The following is a 20,487-nucleotide window of genomic DNA, read 5'->3' on the forward strand; positions in this document are numbered from 1 at the left end:
CATGGCAAAGGTTAAAGTTTAGCGGCGAGCAGATCTTCGAGTTTGCGCTGATCGACGGCGAACTGGCGGATACCGTCAGCCAGCTTATCGACGGCCATCGGGTCCTGGTTGTGCTCCCAACGGAATTCAGCTTCTGTTAACGGTTCCGGGCGATGGAAGGTTTGGCGCGATGGCACCAGTTTGCGTTCGACGGTGCCCTCCTGTGCCTGTAGCTCTTTCAGCAGCGCCGGAGAGATAGTCAGGCGGTCGCAGCCCGCCAGCGCGAGGATCTGCTCGGTGCGGCGGAAACTGGCGCCCATCACGATGGTTTGATAGCGATGCTGTTTGAAGTAGTCGTAGATATTGCGCACCGACTTCACGCCAGGGTCTTCATCCACCACATACGGGTCGAGCGGTTTGCGATCGTTATACCAGTCGTAAATGCGGCCAACGAAAGGTGAAACCAAAAACACGCCCGCTTCGGCACAGGCGCGCGCCTGGGCGAACGAGAACAGCAGCGTCAGGTTGCAGTTGATACCCTCTTTTTCCAGCTCTTCCGCTGCGCGAATACCTTCCCAGGTCGACGCCAGTTTGATGAGAATGCGCGACTTGTCGATGCCTTGATCCTGATACAACTCGACCAGACGGCGCGCTTTGGCGATGCTCTTTTCTTTGTCGTAAGAGAGGCGGGCGTCAACCTCGGTGGAGACGCGCCCCGGGATGCTTTTCAGAATTTCCGCACCAAAATTGACCGCCAGTTTGTCGCTGGCTTCGGCCACTTGCTGCTCCTGAGTTTTACCGCGCGCTTTGCCGTAGGCAATGGCATCGTCAATCAGATGCGAGAAGTGCGCCAGCCCGGCCGCCTTCAGCAGCAGGGAAGGGTTGGTGGTGGCATCTTCCGGCTGATAGTGGCGAATGGATTCGATGTCGCCGCTGTCGGCCACTACGGTGGTGAATTGTTTCAGGCCGTCTAAATGATTCATGAAAAATAACTCCTTTAAAAGCAATGGATTACTGGAGTGCTTTCGAGCGCACTTTTGTGAGGATGAGAGGTGCATAACAAAAAAGCATAGCAGACGCGCCCCGGCCCTGCGTTTTGCGGCAAGTAACAAAGTTGCGATAAATTGATAACAATTTTGTTTATGTCATGGCGAGATTTTGGCTATGTTCAAAGTTTATGCGGGCGACAGAGGCCATACTATGCGGCGCATTGGGATAGACATCGCACGTTTCACTCTGAAAATAACGTGAAAGGAACCTCAAATGGACGACCAACTAAAACAAAGTGCCCTCGATTTTCACGAATTCCCCCGTCCGGGGAAGATTCAGGTCTCCCCGACAAAACCGCTGGCAACACAGCGAGACCTCGCACTGGCCTACTCCCCCGGCGTCGCCGCGCCTTGCCTTGAGATCGAAAAAGATCCGCTGGCGGCCTACAAATACACTGCGCGTGGCAATCTGGTCGCCGTGGTATCCAACGGTACTGCGGTACTCGGCCTTGGCAATATTGGCGCACTGGCCGGTAAACCCGTCATGGAAGGTAAAGGCGTTCTGTTCAAAAAATTCGCCGGGATCGATGTGTTTGATATCGAAGTGGATGAACACGATCCGGACAAACTGATTGATGTCGTCGCCGCGCTGGAACCGACCTTTGGCGGCATCAACCTGGAAGACATCAAAGCCCCGGAGTGCTTCTACATTGAAGCGAAGCTGCGTGAGCGCATGAATATTCCGGTATTCCACGATGATCAGCACGGTACGGCGATTATCAGCACTGCCGCCATTCTCAACGGCCTGCGCGTGGTCGAAAAGAACCTCTCCGATGTACGCATGGTGGTTTCCGGCGCAGGCGCGGCGGCTATCGCCTGTATGAACCTGCTGGTAGCGCTCGGTATGCAGAAACACAACATTGTGGTCTGCGATTCGAAAGGCGTTATCTACAAAGGCCGCGAACCGAACATGGCGGAAACCAAAGCTGCTTATGCCGTTGACGATGACGGCAAACGCACGCTGGCGGATGTGGTTGCCGGTTCGGATATCTTCCTTGGCTGTTCCGGGCCGAAAGTGCTGACCCCGGAGATGGTAAAAGGCATGGCGCGCCAGCCGTTGATCCTCGCGCTGGCGAACCCGGAACCGGAAATTCTGCCGGATCTGGCGAAAGCAGTGCGCCCGGACGCCATCATCTGCACAGGGCGTTCCGATTACCCTAACCAGGTGAACAATGTGCTCTGCTTCCCGTTTATCTTCCGTGGCGCGCTGGACGTTGGCGCAACGGCGATTAACGAAGAGATGAAACTGGCGGCGGTCAATGCCATCGCGGAACTGGCGCATGCTGAGCAGAGCGAAGTGGTGGCTTCGGCCTATGGCGATCAGGATCTCAGTTTTGGCCCGGATTACCTGATCCCGAAACCGTTCGACCCGCGTTTGATTGTCAAAATCGCGCCTGCTGTGGCAAAAGCCGCCATGGATTCCGGCGTGGCAACGCGACCGATTGCCGATTTCGATGCTTATGTCGATAAACTCACTGAATTTGTCTACAAAACCAATCTGTTTATGAAGCCGATCTTCTCGCAGGCGCGCAACGCACCGAAACGCGTAGTGCTGGCAGAAGGTGAGGAGCCGCGTGTGCTGCATGCCACGCAGGAGCTGGTGACGTTAGGGCTGGCAAAACCGATCCTGATTGGCCGTCCGAGCGTTATTGAGATGCGTATTCAGAAACTCGGTTTGCAAATTCGCCCGGACGTGGATTTTGAAATCGTCAATAACGAGTCCGATCCGCGTTTTAAAGAGTACTGGACCGAGTACTTCAACATCATGAAACGCCGCGGCGTGACGCAGGAGCAGGCGCAGCGTGCGGTGATCGGCAATACCACCATTATTGGCGCGATCATGGTGCATCGCGGCGAAGCGGACGCGCTGATTTGCGGCACTATTGGTGATTATCACGAGCACTTCAGCGTGTTGCAGCCGATCTTCGGTTATCGCGACAACGTCCATACCGCAGGGGCGATGAACGCGCTGCTGCTGCCGAGCGGCAATACCTTTATCGCCGATACTTACGTCAATGAGGATCCGAGCGCGGAAGAACTGGCGGAGATCACCATTCTGGCGGCGGAAACCGTGCGCCGTTTCGGCATTGAACCGCGTGTGGCGCTGCTTTCGCATTCACAGTATGGTTCATCGAACGCGCCTGCGGCGGTGAAAATGCGCGATACGTTAACGCTGGTGCGTGAACGCGCGCCGGAGTTAATGATTGATGGCGAAATGCACGGTGATGCGGCGCTGGATGAGAGCATCCGCCATGAACGTATGCCGGATAGCCCGCTGAAAGGTGCGGCAAATATCCTGATTATGCCAAACGTAGAAGCGGCGCGAATCAGCTATAACCTGCTGCGCGTGTCCAGTTCGGAAGGGGTTACCGTCGGGCCGGTACTGATGGGCGTGGCGAAACCGGTGCATGTGCTGACGCCGATTGCCTCGGTGCGGCGTATCGTCAACATGGTTGCGCTGGCAGTAGTGGAGGCGCAAACGCAGCCGCTGTGATGTTTGTGTCTACGAACCGTCGATAATCGGATTGTCGCGTGTTGCTTGTGTTTTTGAAGGAAGCCGCTCGCTATTTCTGTCCGGGTGGAATTCAATCGCGATGGGTTGAGTTCCGCTGAAATCGGCGAACCGAAGAGTGAGTGGCAAGGTCTGGACGCCATGGATGGCGACCAGAGGCGAATCGAGCCATGGACAAAATTGCCGGGAGCAATTTTGAGCAGCGCTTGCGCTGGCCCCGAAGGGGTGAGGCGCAGGGATGGGACGAGTAATCGCGAGTCGAGCCGACCGCAGGCAAGCACTCGGGAGGTGAGCGTAGTGCGAAGCACCGATTTCCCGCGAAGCCGCGGGGATTGAAAAGGAGAGCGCGGCAGCTCCCCTTTTCCCGTTCACTTGCAGCAATGTTTCAGAAATTATGGAACATCTGGTGAACGGAACAATACCTCATCAGCGACATATCCGTTGAATAGCGCACTTTACCCGGCCTGGGAATTCAAGAAATTAAACCCAGTCTCTGACTTTTATAAACTCACTGAGGGCAGCTTCCGGGCTGCCTTCGGCGGGTTGATAATTGTATTCCCAGCGCACCAGCGGCGGCATCGACATCAGAATGGATTCAGTGCGCCCGCCGGTTTGTAAGCCAAACAGCGTGCCGCGATCCCACACCAGATTAAACTCCACGTAACGACCGCGACGGTAAAGCTGGAAGTCGCGCTCACGTTCGCCATAAGGCGTGGCTTTGCGGCGTTCAACGATCGGCAGATAGGCGTCGAGATAGCCGTTGCCCACCGCCTGCATAAAGCGAAAGCAGTGATCGAAATCTGGCGTGTTGAGGTCGTCGAAAAACAGCCCGCCGATGCCGCGTTGTTCGTCGCGATGTTTCAGGTAGAAGTAATCGTCGCACCACTTTTTATAGCGTGAATACACCTCTTCGCCGAATGGCAGGCAGATATCGCGCGCCGTGCGGTGCCAGTGGCGAGCATCCTCTTCAAAACCGTAAAAGGGCGTTAAATCAAAGCCACCACCAAACCACCACACCGGTTCCGCACCGGGTTTTTCAGCGATAAAGAAACGCACGTTGGCATGGCTGGTGGGCACATACGGATTACGCGGGTGAACCACCAACGAGACGCCCATCGCTTCGAAACTGCGACCCGCCAGCTCCGGGCGGTGTGCGGTGGCCGAAGCGGGCATTGCGTCGCCGTGGACGTGCGAAAAATTGACGCCCGCTTGTTCAAACACGCCGCCATCACGCAGCACACGGCTGCGCCCGCCACCACCTGCCGCACGCGTCCACGCATCTTCAATGAATGCGCCGCCATCAATGGCGCCCAGCTGATTACAGATCTTGTCCTGCAAATTCAGCAGGGCGTTTTTAACCGGGTGGATATCAGGCGTGGTCATCCGCGTCTCTTCGTATGGGCTTTGTGATTATCAAACCAGCTAAAATAGCTGAGTACGCCGTCGGCAATGGCGCTGGCGATTTTCTGGCGAAACGCCGACGTGCCAAGCAGCTTCTCTTCCGCCGGGTTGGTGATAAACGACGTTTCCACCAGCACGGACGGTATCGACGGCGATTTTAGCACCACAAATGCAGCCTGTTCTGTGTTGCGGCTATGCAGCCGGTGTACCGGTTTGATCTGCTTGAGAATATGCGAGCCGAGCGTCAGGCTGTTTTTAATGGTGTCGGTTTGCACCAAATCGAACAGTACTTGCTGGAGCAGGTGATCTTTGTCTCTGTCTTTCTTGCCAGCCAGATCGTCGGCGGCGTTTTCTTTATCCGACAAGTATTTTGCCATCGCGCTACTGGCCCCGCGATTGGAAAGCGCAAACACCGACGCGCCAGCCGCGCTCGGATTGGTGAATCCATCGGCATGGATCGACATAAACAGATCCGCACCGTGCTGGTGGGCAATCTCTACGCGATCATAAAGCGGAATAAATTTATCGCCGGTGCGCGTCAGGCGCGCATCAATTCCCTGCGCACGCAACTGGGCGCGGACGGTTTTGGCGATCGCCAGTACCACGTGTTTCTCTTGCGAACCATTATGGCCAATCGCGCCGGTATCAATACCGCCGTGGCCCGGGTCAAGCATCACAATGCGTTTCGCACCGGCTCTCTTTGCTTTCGGCTTGCTGTGCCCGGTCGTGGTTTTGAGCGGTGTCTCGTCCTTAGCGATAGCACGAGACATACCCGTTAATGTCAGGGCGGCCAGGCCTGCTTTCAGCACCTGACGACGCGAGGTAAATGTTTTTAAAGGTTTAAAGGTGCTCATACGCCTGAATTGTCTTATTCGTGGTCCCTGGTGTTATATCGTATCGTGTTTACCGTTACGACTATCCGTGCGAACTAATGTTTTACTTTTCATTTCAATACGTGACAGAGTGGCATTATGCCAAATTTCAGCGCCGAAGATGCCGGATATTGGCGACAGCGGCGCTTAGGGCCATAATCTACGTTTACACAGCTGAAAATGACGGGGAATACCATGGAGATACGCGTTTTTCGCCAGGAAGATTTCGAAGAAGTGATCACCTTGTGGGAGCGTTGTGAGTTGTTGCGACCATGGAACGATCCGGAAATGGATATTGAACGCAAAGTGAATCACGATGTGAGCCTGTTTCTGGTGGCTGAAGTCGGTGGTGAAGTGGTCGGCACGGTGATGGGCGGTTATGACGGTCATCGCGGTTCGGCTTATTACCTCGGCGTTCATCCTGAGTTTCGCGGTCGTGGCATCGCTAACGCTTTGTTGAACCGGCTGGAGAAAAAGCTGATTGCCCGTGGTTGCCCGAAAATTAACCTGATGGTGCGGGAAGATAACGAGATGGTTATCGGCATGTATGAGCGCCTCGGTTATGAACATATGGACTCGGCCAGTTTGGGTAAACGTTTGATTGAAGATGAAGAGTACTGAGATTAATCCCGCCGATTACGATAACCACGGTCGCCTGAAAATCCCTTTTCTGTTCTGGTGCGTGTTGCTGCTACAGGCGCGCACCTGGGTGCTGTTTGTTATTGCCGGGGCATCGCGCGGGCAGGGTGACGCATTGCTCGCACTGTTTTACCCCGATCACGATGATTTCTGGCTGGGCTTGCTGCCGGGTATGCCGGCGGCCCTGGCCTTTTTACTGAGCGGTCGCCGCGAACATTTTACCCGCCTGTGGCGTGCGCTCTACCCGCTGGTATTGCTGGCGCAACTGGCGTTGCTGGTATGGCAACCCTGTCGCTGGTATACCGGCGAGGCGCTTTCCGGCGTTGGGCTGTTTCTGGTTATTGCCGATCTTTTTGCGCTGTGGTGGCTGGCGGCAAACCGGCGTCTTCGGGCTTGTTTTTCCCTTGCTCAATATTGAGCGGCACTTTTTTCACTTCCGGGACTCCAACAGGCGTTCAATGAATAAAAGGAATGAAGCATGAAATCCCTGCGTACACTTATTTGCGTTCTGCCGCTGGCGTTAACCGGCTGCTCGACGCTGGCTTCCGTCAACTGGTCGGCGGCCTATCCGTGGAACTGGTTTGGTTCATCTGTTGAGGTGAGTGAAAACGGTGTCGGTAACGTCACCGCCAGTACGCCGCTTAACGAGCAGGCAATTCATGATGCGCTGGGTGGTGCCTATCATCTGCGCAGCGGGATGAAGACGGAAAAAGGCAGCATCGTTCGTTATTTTGAAGCGCTAAAAGACGACAAACTGGCGCTGGTGGTGAACGGGGAAAATGGCGCGGTCAGCCGTATTGATGTGCTGGACAGCAGTATCGCCACCGACAAAGGGGTAAAAATCGGTGCGCCGTTCAATACCCTGTTTGATAAAGCTTTCGGCAACTGCGTAAAAGGCGCGGGCGATGACAGCGTGGGTGTGGAGTGTAAAGCGCCGGGTAGCCAGCATATCAGCTACGTATTTATCGGCCAGTGGAGCGGCCCGGAAGGGTTGATGCCGTCCGATGATGCGCTGAAAAACTGGAAAGTGAGCAAGCTTATCTGGCGCCGTTAATTTGATCTCAACTCGCTGCTGCTGTTGGAAAAACAGGTACAATACCGCGATTATCGCCACGGTTTCGTGGCCTGTTTTTTCCAGGAGGAGTCATGTCCCAGGTTCAAAGCGGTATTTTGCCAGAACATTGCCGTGCGGCGATTTGGATTGAAGCCAACGTTAAAGGGGATCCGGATGCCCTGCGCGTGGCGAGCCGCGTTTTCGCCGATAAGCTGGTGACCTTTCAACTGCAATTCCCCGATGCGGCGCTGGGCGCGACCATTGCCTTTGGCAACAAGACCTGGCGCGCGCTGAACGGTGCCGAAGGTGCAGACGAGCTAAAAGATTTTCCGGCGTATGGCAAAGGCCTTGCGCCTGCGACACAGCGAGATCTGCTGATCCACATTCTTTCTCTGCGCCACGATGTGAATTTCTCCGTCGCCCAGGCCGCGCTGGCGGCGTTCGGCGAGGTGATTGATGTCAAAGAAGAGACGCACGGTTTCCGCTGGGTCGAAGAGCGCGATCTGAGTGGCTTTATCGACGGTACGGAAAACCCGGCTGGCGATGAGAAGCGCCGCGAGGTCGCCATTATTCAGGATGGTGTGGACGCCGGTGGCAGCTACGTGATGGTGCAGCGTTGGGAGCATAACCTCAAGCAGCTTAACCGCATGAGCGTGGGCGATCAGGAGATGATGATCGGTCGCACGAAAGAGGCCAATGAAGAGATCGATGGCGATGCGCGCCCGGACACGTCACACCTGACGCGTGTTGACCTGAAAGAGAACGGCAAAGGGCTGAAAATTGTCCGTCAGAGCCTGCCTTATGGCACCGCCAGCGGCACGCATGGGCTTTATTTCTGTACCTATTGCGCCCGTCTGTACAACATCGAGCAGCAACTGCTGAGCATGTTTGGCGACACCGATGGTAAGCGTGACGCAATGTTGCGTTTTACCCGCCCGGTGACCGGCGGTTACTACTTCGCGCCGTCGCTGGATAAGCTGCTGGCGCTGTAAATCACGCACTTTTGCCTGGCCGGGGAAACCCGGTCACTACTCCCTTCTGCTTATATTCTTTTCTGATTCCAAATCACCAATTGGTATATAAAACCGTTACTGGTTTCACACCCGTTATAAATAAACTGAGTGACGAAATGTCATCAGCTTATAAGGGTGCGCAATGGCCGTTAACTTACTGAAAAAAGGATATCTGGCGCTGGCAGCGCTGACGCTGTGGACCGCTCAGGCACAGGCGACGGAACTGCTTAACAGCTCTTATGATGTATCACGCGAGCTATTTGCGGCCCTCAACACGCCGTTCGAACAGCAATGGGCGAAAGATAACGGCGGTGACAAGCTGACCATTAAGCAATCTCATGCGGGTTCCTCAAAGCAGGCGCTGGCGATCCTGCAAGGGTTGAAAGCGGACGTTGTGACGTATAACCAGGTCACCGATGTGCAGATCCTGCACGACAAAGGCAACCTGATCCCGGCGGACTGGCAGAGCCGTTTGCCGAATAACAGTTCACCGTTCTACTCGACGATGGCGTTTCTGGTACGAAAAGGAAACCCGAAGAACATTCACGACTGGAACGATCTGGTGCGCAGCGACGTGAAGCTGATTTTCCCGAACCCGAAAACCTCCGGCAATGCGCGCTACACCTATCTGGCAGCCTGGGGCGCCGCGGATCAAGCGGATGGCGGCGACAACGCTAAAACCCAGCAGTTTATGACGCAATTCCTTAAAAACGTTGAGGTATTCGACACCGGCGGTCGCGGCGCGACAACCACTTTTGTTGAGCGCGGGCTGGGTGATGTGCTGATCTCGTTTGAATCGGAAGTGAATAACATCCGCAAACAATATGAAGCGCAAGGTTTTGAGGTTGTCGTACCGAAGGTCAACATCCTGGCTGAATTCCCGGTTGCGTGGGTGGATAAAAACGTGAAAGCCAACGGCACAGAAAAAGTAGCGAAAGCTTACCTTACCTGGCTTTACAGCCCGCAGGCGCAAACCATCATTACCGATTACTACTATCGCGTGAACAACCCGGAAGTAATGGCAAAACTGAGCGATAAATTCCCGCAGACGGCGCTGTTCCGGGTAGAAGACAAGTTTGGTTCCTGGCCTGAGGTGATGAAAACCCATTTCGCCAGCGGTGGTGAACTGGACACGTTGCTCGCGGCGGGGCGTAAGTGATGTTTGCAGGATCAAAACGCGTGCTGCCCGGCTTTGGTTTAAGCCTCGGCAGCAGCCTGTTTTTTGTTTGTCTGATACTGCTGTTGCCGCTGAGTGCGCTGGTGATGCAGTTGGCGCAGATGAGCTGGGCGCAATACTGGGAGGTGGTCACTAATCCGCAGGTGGTGGCCGCCTATAAAGTCACGCTGATTGCTGCGTTTGTCGCTTCTGTTTTTAACGGCGTGTTTGGCTTGCTGATGGCGTGGATCCTCACGCGTTACCGTTTCCCTGGTCGTACATTGCTGGATGCGCTGATGGATTTACCCTTTGCGCTGCCCACGGCCGTGGCGGGCCTCACGCTGGCATCGTTGTTCTCGGTGAATGGTTTTTACGGCGAATGGTTAGCGAAGTTTGATATCAAAGTGACCTATACCTGGCTCGGTATTGCGGTGGCGATGGCATTTACCAGCATTCCGTTTGTGGTGCGTACCATTCAGCCGGTATTGGAAGAGTTGGGGCCGGAGTATGAAGAAGCGTCGGAAACGCTGGGCGCGACGCGCTGGCAAAGTTTTCGCAAAGTGGTGCTGCCGGAACTCTCTCCGGCGCTGATGGCGGGTGTAGCGTTGTCGTTTACCCGCAGCCTTGGCGAGTTTGGCGCAGTGATCTTTATTGCCGGTAACATCGCCTGGAAGACCGAAGTCACCTCGTTGATGATTTTTGTGCGCCTGCAGGAGTTTGATTACCCGGCGGCGAGTGCAATTGCCTCGGTGATCCTGGCGGCTTCTCTGCTGCTGCTGTTTTCCATTAACACTCTGCAAAGCCGCTTTGGTCAGCGTGTGGTAGGTCACTAATGGCGGAAATTACTGAATTGAAACGCTATGACAAACCTCAGGTGAACTGGGGTAAATGGTTTTTGATTGGCACGGGCATTCTTGTTTCTGCGTTTATCCTCGTTGTGCCGATGATCTATATCTTCGTGCAGGCCTTTAGCAAAGGTCTGGCGCCGGTACTGCAAAACCTCGCCGATGCCGACATGCTGCATGCCATCTGGCTGACGGTGCTGATTGCGCTGATCTCGGTGCCGCTGAACCTGGTGTTCGGCACGTTGCTGGCCTGGCTGGTGACGCGCTTTAACTTCCCCGGCCGCCAGCTACTGTTGACGCTGCTGGATATTCCCTTTGCTGTTTCGCCGGTGGTTGCAGGTCTTATCTATCTGCTGTTTTATGGCTCGAACGGCCCGCTTGGCGGCTGGCTCGATGCGCATAATCTGCAAATTATGTTCGCCTGGCCGGGCATGGTGCTGGTTACCGTGTTTGTCACCTGCCCATTTGTGGTGCGCGAACTGGTGCCGGTGATGTTAAGCCAGGGGAGTCAGGAGGACGAAGCAGCGATTCTGCTTGGTGCTTCCGGCTGGCAGATGTTCAAGCGCGTGACACTGCCAAACATTCGCTGGGCGCTGCTGTACGGCGTAGTGCTGACTAACGCGCGGGCGATTGGCGAATTTGGCGCGGTGTCGGTGGTTTCCGGCTCTATCCGTGGTGAAACCCTGTCGCTGCCGCTGCAAATTGAGTTACTGCAGCAGGATTACAACACCGTCGGTTCGTTTACCGCCGCGGCCCTGCTGACTTTGATGGCTATTTTGACGTTGTTTTTAAAGAGTGCGTTGCAGTGGCGTTTGAATAATCAGGAAAAACGCCAGCAACAGGAGGGAAATCATGAGCATTGAGATTGCCAATATTAAGAAGTCTTTTGGTCGCACCCAGGTGCTGAATGATATCTCTTTGGATATCCCTTCCGGCCAGATGGTGGCGCTGCTGGGGCCGTCCGGTTCCGGTAAAACAACGTTGCTGCGTATTATTGCCGGTCTTGAGCATCAGAGCAGCGGGCGTATCCGTTTTCACGGGACTGACGTCAGCCGTTTGCATGCCCGCGAGCGCCGCGTCGGTTTTGTGTTCCAGCATTATGCGCTGTTTCGTCATATGACGGTGTTCGACAATATCGCTTTCGGCCTGACGGTGCTGCCGCGTCGAGAACGTCCGAATGCGGCGGCGATCAAAGCCAAAGTGACGCAACTGCTGGAAATGGTGCAGTTAGCACATCTGGCGGAACGCTTTCCGGCACAGCTTTCCGGTGGACAGAAACAGCGTGTGGCGCTGGCGCGTGCACTGGCGGTAGAGCCGCAAATTTTACTGCTGGATGAACCTTTTGGTGCGCTTGATGCGCAGGTGCGTAAAGAGCTGCGCCGCTGGTTGCGTCAGTTGCATGAAGAACTGAAATTCACCAGCGTATTCGTTACGCACGATCAGGAAGAGGCGACGGAAGTTGCCGATCGCGTCGTGGTGATGAGCCAGGGAAATATTGAACAGGCGGATGCGCCGGATCAGGTCTGGCGCGAACCCGCAACCCGCTTTGTGCTTGAGTTTATGGGCGAAGTTAACCGTCTAAAAGGTACGGTGCGCGGCGGACAGTTTCATGTTGGCGCGCACCGTTGGCCGCTTGGTTATACGCCGGCTTACCAGGGGGATGTCGATCTGTTTCTGCGCCCGTGGGAAGTGGATGTCAGCCGTCGCACCAGCCTCGATTCTCCGCTGCCGGTACAGGTGCTGGAAGCCAGCCCGAAGGGCCATTACACCCAACTGGTGGTGCAACCACTGGGCTGGAACACGGACCCGCTGACCGTGGTGATACGTGATGAGCAACCCCCACAGCGCGGTGAGCGGCTATTCGTCGGTCTGCAACATGCCCGTTTATACAACGGTAATGAACGTATTGAGTCCCGTACGGAACTTGCTCTGGCGGATTCTGCCTGATAGCTTAAACAGACGTGGTTTCTGCCGGATAGCGTAAAGGTTTCTCCGGCCTACAAGCCCGGTATGCATCTTGCGACCGGGTTTTTTATTGGACAGCGATTGTGAACACATTAGAACAAACCATTGGCAATACGCCGCTGGTCAAATTGCAACGCCTGAGCCCGGACAACGGTAGTGAAATCTGGGTCAAACTGGAAGGCAACAATCCGGCGGGATCGGTGAAAGACAGAGCGGCACTGTCAATGATTGTGCAGGCGGAAAAGCGCGGGGAGATCAAACCTGGCGACGTACTGATTGAAGCGACCAGCGGTAATACCGGTATTGCGCTGGCGATGATCGCCGCGCTGAAAGGCTACCGCATGAAATTGCTGATGCCGGATAATATGAGCCAGGAACGCCGCTCCGCGATGCGCGCCTACGGTGCGGAGCTGATTCTGGTCAGCAAAGAGCAGGGCATGGAAGGGGCGCGCGATCTGGCGTTGGCCATGTCGGCGCGCGGTGAAGGCAAACTGCTCGATCAGTTTAACAACCCGGATAATCCCTACGCACATTACACCACCACCGGCCCGGAAATCTGGCGGCAGACCAGCGGGCGAATCACGCATTTTGTCTCCAGTATGGGCACTACCGGCACTATTACCGGGGTATCGCGTTTTCTGCGCGAGCAGGATAAAAAAGTGACGATTATCGGTTTGCAGCCGGAAGAGGGCAGCAGTATTCCCGGTATTCGTCGCTGGCCTGCCGAGTATATGCCGGGGATTTTTAACGCTTCTCTGGTTGATGAGGTGCTGGATATCCATCAGCGCGAAGCGGAAAATACCATGCGCGCACTGGCGGTGCAGGAAGGCATTTTCTGCGGTGTCAGTTCCGGCGGCGCAGTAGCAGGGGCAATACGGGTGGCGAAAGCGAACCCGGGCGCGGTGATTGTCGCCATTATTTGCGATCGCGGCGATCGCTATCTTTCTACTGGCGTATTTGGTGAAGAGAGTTATTCGCAGGGCGCGGGGATTTAACCCGTTAAGGAGACCAAATGGAGATGATCCTGTTCAGGGATAAGACCCGGGCGCAGCAGGCCGATATCGTTGCCGTACAATCACAGGTTGTCTATGGCAGCGTGGGCAACAGTATAGCGGTGCCAAATATTCGCCAGCACCATTTGAATGTACTGGCCGTACCGACGGTGCTGTTTAGTAACACGCCGCACTATGACACCTTTTACGGCGGCGTCATTCCCGATGAGTGGTTTAGCGGCTATTTACAGGCACTGGAAGAGCGTGATGTTCTGCGCAGCGTTAAAGCTGTCACGACCGGTTATATGGGCAGCGCCAGCCAGATAAAACTACTGGCACAGTGGCTCACGGTGCTGCGGGAAAAACATCCGCAATTGTTGATTCTGGTCGATCCGGTGATCGGTGATACCGATAGCGGCATCTATGTAAAACCAGAAATTCCGCAGGCATATTGTGAACATCTGCTGCCACTGGCGCAGGGTATCACGCCAAATGTGTTCGAGCTGGAAGTGCTGAGCGGTCGGCCATGCCCGGATTTGCAAAGCGCGATTGAGGCGGCAAAAGGTCTGTTATCGGAAACGCTGCATTGGGTGGCGATCACCAGTGCGCCGGTTGAGCAACAAGATGAGCAAATTCATGTCGTGTTGGTTACCGCTGATGCGGTTCATGTGAGTGGTTATCCGCGTGTTGCGACGGATCTTAAAGGTACTGGTGACCTGTTTTGTTCTGAACTGGTGAGCGGTATTGTTCAGGGAAAAGCGCTTGATGTGGCGATACACGCTGCGGGCGATCGGGTCGTAGAAGTGATGGGATATACGCTGGAAAAAGGCTATGACGAGCTAATTTTACCGCCACAGTAAAGCAAAATGGCGCCTTACAGCGCCATTCTTTTATGCATTACGCATTACTTTTTGATGCGGATCACCGGGGTTTCGCCCACGGTTACGCTACCAGAAAGTTTGATAAGCTCTTTGATTTCGTCCATGTTGGAGATAACCACTGGCGTCAGGGTAGACTTGGCTTTCTCTTCCAGCAGCGGCAGATCAAATTCGATTACCGGATCGCCAACTTTTACGCGCTGGCCTTCTTCTGCGATGCGTTTGAAACCTTCACCTTTCAGTTCAACGGTGTCGATACCGAAGTGAACAAACAGTTCGATGCCACTATCGGATTCGATAGAGAAGGCATGGTTGGTTTCAAAGATTTTACCGATAGTACCATCAACCGGGGCTACCATTTTGTTACCGGTCGGTTTGATAGCAATGCCATCACCAACGATTTTCTCAGCGAATACAACATCCGGTACATCTTCAATGTTGACGATATCGCCAGAAAGTGGGGCAATAATCTCAATGGTTCCGGTGTCTTTTTTATCATCAGAAACCAAAGATTTCAGTTTATCGAAAAAACCCATGATCTTCTCCTAAGCAGTAATTTGGGCGCATCTCGTGGATTAGCAGATTGTTTTTTCTTCAATGAACTTGTTAACCAGCATCATTAACTCGTCCGTTGTCGGTTGAGCAAGAGCCTGCTCTGCTAACACCTTCGCATCTTCGAAGTTTGTGTTACGAATAATCTTCTTAATGCGCGGGATAGAAATGGCGCTCATACTGAATTCATCCAGACCCATCCCCAGCAACAGAAGTGTAGCACGTTCGTCGCCAGCAAGCTCACCACACATGCCAGTCCATTTGCCTTCCGCATGAGAAGCATCAATAACTTGCTTGATCAGGGTGAGTACAGACGGTGACATCGGCTGGTAAAGATGTGAAATCATATCATTACCACGGTCAACCGCCAGGGTGTACTGCGTCAAATCATTGGTACCGATACTAAAGAAATCGACTTCTTTCGCCAGATGGCGGGCAATTGTCGCGGCAGCAGGGGTTTCCACCATCACGCCAATTTCAATGCTCTCGTCAAACGCCTTGCCTTCGTTACGCAATTCTTGTTTGTAGATCTCAATCTCTTTCTTCAGTGCGCGCACTTCTTCGACAGAGATGATCATCGGGAACATAATTCGCAGTTTACCAAAAGCGGAAGCGCGCAGAATCGCACGTACCTGATCGCGCAGGATCTCTTTGCGATCCATGGCAATACGCACAGCACGCCAGCCCAGGAACGGGTTTTCTTCTTTCGGAAAATTCATGTACGGCAGCTCTTTATCGCCGCCAATGTCCATGGTACGGACGATAACGGCCTGAGAACCGCAGGCTTCAGCCACCGCTTTGTAGGCTTCGAACTGCTCTTCTTCCGTCGGCAGGGCGTCGCGATCCATGAACAGGAATTCGGTACGGTACAGACCAACACCTTCGGCGCCATTGCGCTCAGCACCCGCGATATCGCGAACGGTACCGATGTTGGCGCACACTTCCACCTGATGACCATCAAGGGTGATCGCCGGCAGATCTTTCAGTTTCGCCAGTTCGGCTTTCTCTTCAGCAACCTGAGTTTGCGCCGCGCGCAGTGTCTCAATCTCTTCATCGCTCGGGTTAACGTAGACTTTGTTGTTAACCGCATCGAGGATCAGATAATCGCCGTTTTTCACCTGCGTGGTGACGCTACCGGTGCCCACGATCGCTGGCAACTCAAGGGAGCGCGCCATGATAGAAGTATGGGAAGTACGACCACCGATATCAGTGATAAATCCAAGCACTTTTTTCAGGTTCAACTGTGCGGTTTCTGACGGTGTCAGATCAGCCGCAACCAGAATCACTTCTTCCTGAATTGCGCTCAGATCGATAATCGGCATACCCAGGATGTTGCGAAGCAGACGCTTACCGATGTCACGTACGTCAGCGGCACGTTCTTTCAGATATTCATCATCCAGCTCTTCCAGGGCAGTTGCCTGACCTTCGATAACTTCATGCGCTGCCGCATCGGCAGTCATGTTCTTATCTTTAATCAGGGCTATGATTTCCTGCTCCAGCTCCTCATCTTCCAGCAGCATAATATGCCCTTCGAAGATGGCTTCTTTTTCTTCACCGAAAGTTTCACCCGCTTTCGTTTTGATTGCTTCCAGCTGTGCCGATGCTTTGGCACGACCGCTCAGGAAACGCTCAACTTCCTGGTCAACCTTGTCGGCAGAAATTTTCTTCCGGTCGATGACGATCTCGTCTTCTTTCAGCAGCAGTGCTTTGCCGAAAGCGATACCCGGGGATGCTAAAATGCCTGAAATCATAACCCTACCTTTACTTGTGACTGATCTTGAAAAGAACGAGTAAGTAAAACTTACTCAAGTTCTGCCATCAGTTTAACCAGATGCTCAACCGCTTTTTGCTCGTCTTCGCCTTCAGCGGTCAACGTCACAACAGTACCTTGAGTCAGGCCCAAAGTTTGCAGTTTGAACAGGCTTTTCGCGCTAGCGCTTTTGCCGTTAGAAGTCACAGTGATTTCAGAAGAGAAGCCTTTTGCTTCTTTCACAAACTGAGCAGCAGGGCGGGTATGCAGACCGTTCGGAGCGGTAATGGTAACTTCTTGCTGGAACATTGTATTTCCCCAACTTATAGGTTTAGTGTTGTGGAACTAAAGTCTAGCCTGGCGGCATGACTTTAGCCTGTATTGTTAGCGCCGGCGCAACGGGACAAACTACAGAAGCCTGCCTGGCGCAACCAAACGCTGGCGCTTCTGGCTGCTGACGTTTCGCTCGTCATTAAACATTATGCAGCGAAAGGCAGAATTGAACCAAATCATAAAATCGATTCAGCTTGATGAAATCTTGCCTTCGATTAATTTCGCGCATCAAAATAAATGTGATGGTTAAATACCAGACCAGGAGGTTTCAGGCAATGCCAGGTAGGACAAAAATTTGATATATGCCACAAAAAAGCACCGCAATGGGTGCTTTTTTATGCTGATTTAACAATCTGGCATCATTGTTGCAATTCTTTCTCTGTAAACAGATCGGCAAACAATGCGGTACTTAAATAACGCTCGCCAGAAGAAGGCAAAATCACCACGATATTCTTATTGGTAAAGGTTTCGTCTTCTTGTAATTTCAGCGCCGCCGCAACAGCAGCACCCGAAGAGATACCCGCCAGAATACCTTCTTCTTCCATCAGACGACGCGCAGTACTGATGGCTTCTTCGTTGGTGATTTTGACAACTTTATCGATCAGTTTCAAATCCAGGTTACCGGGAATAAAACCCGCGCCGATGCCCTGAATTTTATGTGGGCCTGGTTTTAGCTCTTCGCCTGCCAGCGCCTGGGAAATAACCGGAGAATCCGTTGGTTCGACTGCGACGGTGATCAGGTCAGTTTTGCCTTTGGTATTTTTGATATAACGCGTTACGCCAGTCAGTGTACCGCCAGTGCCCACGCCGGAGATAAATACATCAACCTGACCATCGGTGTCTTCCCAGATTTCCGGGCCGGTGGTTTTTTCATGAATTTCCGGGTTAGCCGGATTACTGAATTGCTGCAACAGCAGGAATTTCGCTGGATCGCTGGCGACAATTTCTTCCGCTTTCTGGATCGCGCCCTTCATGCCTTTTGCGCCTTCCGTTAGTACCAGGTTCGCACCTAATGCCTTCAGCAGTTTACGGCGTTCGATGCTCATGGTTTCTGGCATGGTCAGCGTCAGTTTGTAGCCGCGTGCAGCCGCTACATAGGCCAGCGCGATCCCGGTGTTGCCACTGGTTGGTTCAACCAGTTCTACGCCCGGTTTCAGCACCCCGCGTTTTTCGGCATCCCAAATCATATTGGCACCGATACGGCATTTTACGCTGAAGCTTGGGTTACGTGATTCGACCTTCGCCAGAATGCGGCCGTTACCGATGCGGTTCAGTCGAACCAGCGGCGTATGACCTATCGTCAACGAGTTGTCTTCAAAAATCTTACTCATAGCCCGTCCTTAACTGTATGAAATTTGGGAACCACCTCAGCATACGCACTTACTGTTGAGGGGGAAGTAAGGAAATCGCATATCTATATGCTGAGGCGAAATAATGCTAACCAGTATGGAATAAGAAACGGAATAATTCCTTACCGCCAAACTGCGTGTTTTTCCCGGTAGCAATCCACCCACATCGCCGTCGCGCCACATACTGCTACTGGCATCACCACCAGATTCAGCACTGGAATCATCGTAAACAGGCTGGTGAGCGCACCAAATTGCATATTAATAACCTTACGTTCGCGTAAGGAAACGCGCATCGCTTTAAACGGCACTTTGTGGTTATCAAACGGGTAGTCGCAGTACTGGATAGCCAGCATCCATGCACTGAACAGGAACCACAGCACCGGGGCGACGGTTTGCCCAATCCCGGGAATAAAATAGAGCACCAGCAACAGCAAGGCGCGGGGCAGATACCAGGCCAGTTTTTGCCATTCGCGCTTCATTATGCGTGGCACATCTTTGAGCAACGCCAAAACGCCGACGTCGGGCGGTGTCGCGCCGGTGAGACGTGCTTCCAGTTGTTCTGCCAGCAAGCCGTTAAAGGGAGCAGCAATCCAATTCGCAAGGGTTGAGAAGAAGTAGCCGAACACCAACAGAATTGAGACAACGGCAATGGGCCACAGTAAATAGCTAAGCCACTGCAGCCAGTCCGGCACATGGCTCATCAGCGAAGGGATCCAACCATCGAGGCGGGTAAACAGCCACCAGAACGCGCCGCCCATCAGCAAAATATTCACCATTAACGGCAAGATCACAAAGCGGCGAATGCCTGGCAGTGTGACCAGTTTCCAACCCTGGGAAAAGTAAAACATGCCACTGCGAGCAGCAGACGGGGATGATGAAACCATAATCTGGTCATACTCCTATCATTACGACCTAAAACTGCAGCTTATAATATTCATCATACTGGGGAAACCCGTTCGGAAATGTTCGAAAAAACAGCAAAAAGCACAATTTCGTTCATCTTTATGCTGTGAAAGACACGCGCGCACTTGCACTTGACGTAATGCGCAAATACTCTTAGTGAGTAAATGTTTGCCGTGGTGGCAAGGTGTTAGAACAACAGAGAATATAATGATGCAGGATTTGCGTCTGATATTAATCATTGTTGGCGCGATCGCCATAATTGCTTTGCTGGTTCATGGGTTTTGGACCAGTCGCAAAGAACGTTCGTCTATGTTCCGGGATCGCCCATTAAAACGTATGAAGTCGAGACGTGACGACGAAGAGTTGGATGACGAGGATGTCGAAGACGACGAAGGCGTAGGTGAAGTTCGTGTTCACAAAGTGAATCATGCGCCGGGAGTCAGTAACGAGCAGGACACGCCGCGTCAGCACCAATATCAGCCGCCTTATGCGTCGGCACAGCCACGCCCGTCGGCACAGCCGGTTCAACCTGAAGAGCCGCCACACCACGCGCAGCAGCCTTATTCACAGCAGCAGCCGGAACGCCCTGCGCAAGCACCTGCATTTGAAACGCAGCCGGTGCGCCATACCCCGCAACAGCCTGTAGCGCCGCAGCAGCCTGCGCCACAGTATCAATCGCAACCTGAAATTGCGCAGCCAGCGCCTCAGCCGGAACCTGAACTGGTTGCTGAAGCGCCAGTGGAAAAACCGCAGCGTAAAGAGACCGTGATTATCATGAACGTTGCTGCACACCATGGCAGCACGTTGAATGGTGAAGTGCTGCTGAACAGCATTTTGCAGGCCGGGTTTAAATTCGGCGATATGAGCATTTTTCATCGTCATCTCAGCCCGGACGGCAGTGGCCCGGCGCTTTTCAGCCTGGCCAATATGGTCAATCCCGGCACGTTTGATGTCGATACGATGAGCGAGATGGCAACACCTGGCGTCACCATCTTTATGCAGGTGCCGTCTTATGGTGATGAGCTGCAAAACTTTAAACTGATGCTGCAATCAGCGCAGCATATCGCCGACGAAGTCGGTGGCGTGGTGCTGGACGATCAGCGTCGGATGATGACGCCGCAGAAATTACGTGAATACCAGGATCGTATTCGCGAGGTCAAAGACGCCAACGCGTAACGGAACCACGAACATTATTTCCTTTCAGAACCCCCGCCAGTCGGGGGTTTTTTATCATTGATGGTGCGA

At 53.6% G+C, this 20,487-nt stretch carries 20 protein-coding genes; 12 read left to right on the forward strand and 8 right to left on the reverse strand.

The annotated features are described in order from the left end of the window. Window positions 1-11: 11 nt before the first annotated feature. A complete protein-coding gene (gene tal / locus E0L21_RS02825; RefSeq protein WP_131406589.1) occupies window positions 12-962 on the reverse strand; it encodes a transaldolase in 951 nt (316 codons plus the stop codon). A gap of 280 nt (window positions 963-1,242) precedes the next feature. On the opposite strand from tal, the gene maeB reads away from it, so the two are divergent. Then, window positions 1,243-3,522 carry an NADP-dependent oxaloacetate-decarboxylating malate dehydrogenase gene (maeB, locus tag E0L21_RS02830; protein WP_131406591.1) on the forward strand — a complete coding sequence of 760 codons (2,280 nt, stop codon included), beginning with the start codon at window positions 1,243-1,245 and terminating at the stop codon, window positions 3,520-3,522. A gap of 498 nt (window positions 3,523-4,020) precedes the next feature. Here maeB and hemF read toward each other — a convergent pair whose 3' ends face one another. Both hemF and amiA read right to left on the reverse strand, forming a co-directional pair. After that, entirely contained in the window at window positions 4,021-4,923 is a 903-nt protein-coding gene (hemF, locus tag E0L21_RS02835; protein ID WP_131406593.1) for an oxygen-dependent coproporphyrinogen oxidase, read from the reverse strand. Beyond that, a complete protein-coding gene (gene amiA / locus E0L21_RS02840) occupies window positions 4,920-5,795 on the reverse strand; it encodes an N-acetylmuramoyl-L-alanine amidase AmiA (protein ID WP_131406595.1) in 876 nt (291 codons plus the stop codon). Before amiA ends, hemF begins: the two co-directional genes overlap by 4 nt. Before the next feature lie 213 nt (window positions 5,796-6,008). Here amiA and E0L21_RS02845 point away from each other — a divergent pair, with 213 nt between their 5' ends. From E0L21_RS02845 to pdxK, 10 genes are all read left to right on the forward strand, one after another. Beyond that, window positions 6,009-6,434 (forward strand): GNAT family acetyltransferase, encoded by a 426-nt coding sequence (locus E0L21_RS02845; protein ID WP_131406597.1) that lies wholly within the window; start codon window positions 6,009-6,011, stop codon window positions 6,432-6,434. Further along, a complete protein-coding gene (locus tag E0L21_RS02850; protein ID WP_131406599.1) occupies window positions 6,421-6,870 on the forward strand; it encodes a DUF2919 domain-containing protein in 450 nt (149 codons plus the stop codon). Before E0L21_RS02845 ends, E0L21_RS02850 begins: the two co-directional genes overlap by 14 nt. 60 nt (window positions 6,871-6,930) lie before the next feature. Further along, on the forward strand, window positions 6,931-7,506 hold the full coding sequence (locus E0L21_RS02855; protein ID WP_131406601.1) for an RpoE-regulated lipoprotein: 576 nt from the start codon (window positions 6,931-6,933) through the stop codon (window positions 7,504-7,506). Between the two features lie 92 nt (window positions 7,507-7,598). Then, a complete protein-coding gene (locus E0L21_RS02860; protein ID WP_131406603.1) occupies window positions 7,599-8,498 on the forward strand; it encodes a Dyp-type peroxidase in 900 nt (299 codons plus the stop codon). A 163-nt stretch (window positions 8,499-8,661) separates the two neighbouring features. Beyond that, window positions 8,662-9,678: a sulfate ABC transporter substrate-binding protein gene (locus E0L21_RS02865; protein ID WP_131406605.1), complete on the forward strand. Its 1,017-nt coding sequence runs from the start codon at window positions 8,662-8,664 to the stop codon at window positions 9,676-9,678. After that, window positions 9,678-10,508 (forward strand): sulfate/thiosulfate ABC transporter permease CysT, encoded by an 831-nt coding sequence (gene cysT, locus E0L21_RS02870; RefSeq protein ID WP_131406607.1) that lies wholly within the window; start codon window positions 9,678-9,680, stop codon window positions 10,506-10,508. The genes E0L21_RS02865 and cysT overlap by 1 nt, the downstream gene beginning before the upstream one ends. After that, on the forward strand, window positions 10,508-11,383 hold the full coding sequence (gene cysW / locus E0L21_RS02875; protein WP_131406609.1) for a sulfate/thiosulfate ABC transporter permease CysW: 876 nt from the start codon (window positions 10,508-10,510) through the stop codon (window positions 11,381-11,383). The genes cysT and cysW overlap by 1 nt, the downstream gene beginning before the upstream one ends. Beyond that, a complete protein-coding gene (cysA, locus tag E0L21_RS02880; protein ID WP_131406611.1) occupies window positions 11,373-12,467 on the forward strand; it encodes a sulfate/thiosulfate ABC transporter ATP-binding protein CysA in 1,095 nt (364 codons plus the stop codon). Before cysW ends, cysA begins: the two co-directional genes overlap by 11 nt. A gap of 101 nt (window positions 12,468-12,568) precedes the next feature. Continuing rightward, window positions 12,569-13,480 (forward strand): cysteine synthase CysM, encoded by a 912-nt coding sequence (gene cysM / locus E0L21_RS02885; protein WP_131406613.1) that lies wholly within the window; start codon window positions 12,569-12,571, stop codon window positions 13,478-13,480. A 17-nt stretch (window positions 13,481-13,497) separates the two neighbouring features. Beyond that, complete coding sequence (pdxK, locus tag E0L21_RS02890; protein WP_131406615.1) at window positions 13,498-14,337, forward strand: pyridoxine/pyridoxal/pyridoxamine kinase; 840 nt, start codon at window positions 13,498-13,500, stop codon at window positions 14,335-14,337. Between the two features lie 44 nt (window positions 14,338-14,381). On the opposite strand, the gene crr is transcribed toward pdxK, so the two are convergent. The 5 genes from crr to cysZ all read right to left on the reverse strand — a co-directional run bounded on the left by crr (window position 14,382) and on the right by cysZ (window position 19,223). Beyond that, window positions 14,382-14,891 carry a PTS glucose transporter subunit IIA gene (gene crr, locus E0L21_RS02895; RefSeq protein ID WP_020454651.1) on the reverse strand — a complete coding sequence of 170 codons (510 nt, stop codon included), beginning with the start codon at window positions 14,889-14,891 and terminating at the stop codon, window positions 14,382-14,384. Window positions 14,892-14,930: 39 nt separating this feature from the next. Then, complete coding sequence (ptsI, locus tag E0L21_RS02900) at window positions 14,931-16,658, reverse strand: phosphoenolpyruvate-protein phosphotransferase PtsI (RefSeq protein ID WP_131406617.1); 1,728 nt, start codon at window positions 16,656-16,658, stop codon at window positions 14,931-14,933. 50 nt (window positions 16,659-16,708) lie between these two features. Further along, window positions 16,709-16,966 carry a phosphocarrier protein Hpr gene (gene ptsH, locus E0L21_RS02905; RefSeq protein ID WP_007370907.1) on the reverse strand — a complete coding sequence of 86 codons (258 nt, stop codon included), beginning with the start codon at window positions 16,964-16,966 and terminating at the stop codon, window positions 16,709-16,711. A gap of 383 nt (window positions 16,967-17,349) precedes the next feature. Then, the gene (gene cysK, locus E0L21_RS02910; protein ID WP_017458913.1) at window positions 17,350-18,321 is read right to left on the reverse strand and encodes a cysteine synthase A; all 972 of its coding nucleotides are present in this window, start codon (window positions 18,319-18,321) and stop codon (window positions 17,350-17,352) included. A 140-nt stretch (window positions 18,322-18,461) separates the two neighbouring features. After that, on the reverse strand, window positions 18,462-19,223 hold the full coding sequence (gene cysZ / locus E0L21_RS02915) for a sulfate transporter CysZ (protein ID WP_131406619.1): 762 nt from the start codon (window positions 19,221-19,223) through the stop codon (window positions 18,462-18,464). Between the two features lie 226 nt (window positions 19,224-19,449). Between cysZ and zipA the strand changes: the two genes are divergently transcribed. Next, complete coding sequence (gene zipA, locus E0L21_RS02920) at window positions 19,450-20,418, forward strand: cell division protein ZipA (RefSeq protein ID WP_131406621.1); 969 nt, start codon at window positions 19,450-19,452, stop codon at window positions 20,416-20,418. Window positions 20,419-20,487: the final 69 nt, after the last annotated feature.

This window comes from Kosakonia quasisacchari (assembly GCF_004331415.1).
Lineage (GTDB): Bacteria > Pseudomonadota > Gammaproteobacteria > Enterobacterales > Enterobacteriaceae > Kosakonia > Kosakonia quasisacchari.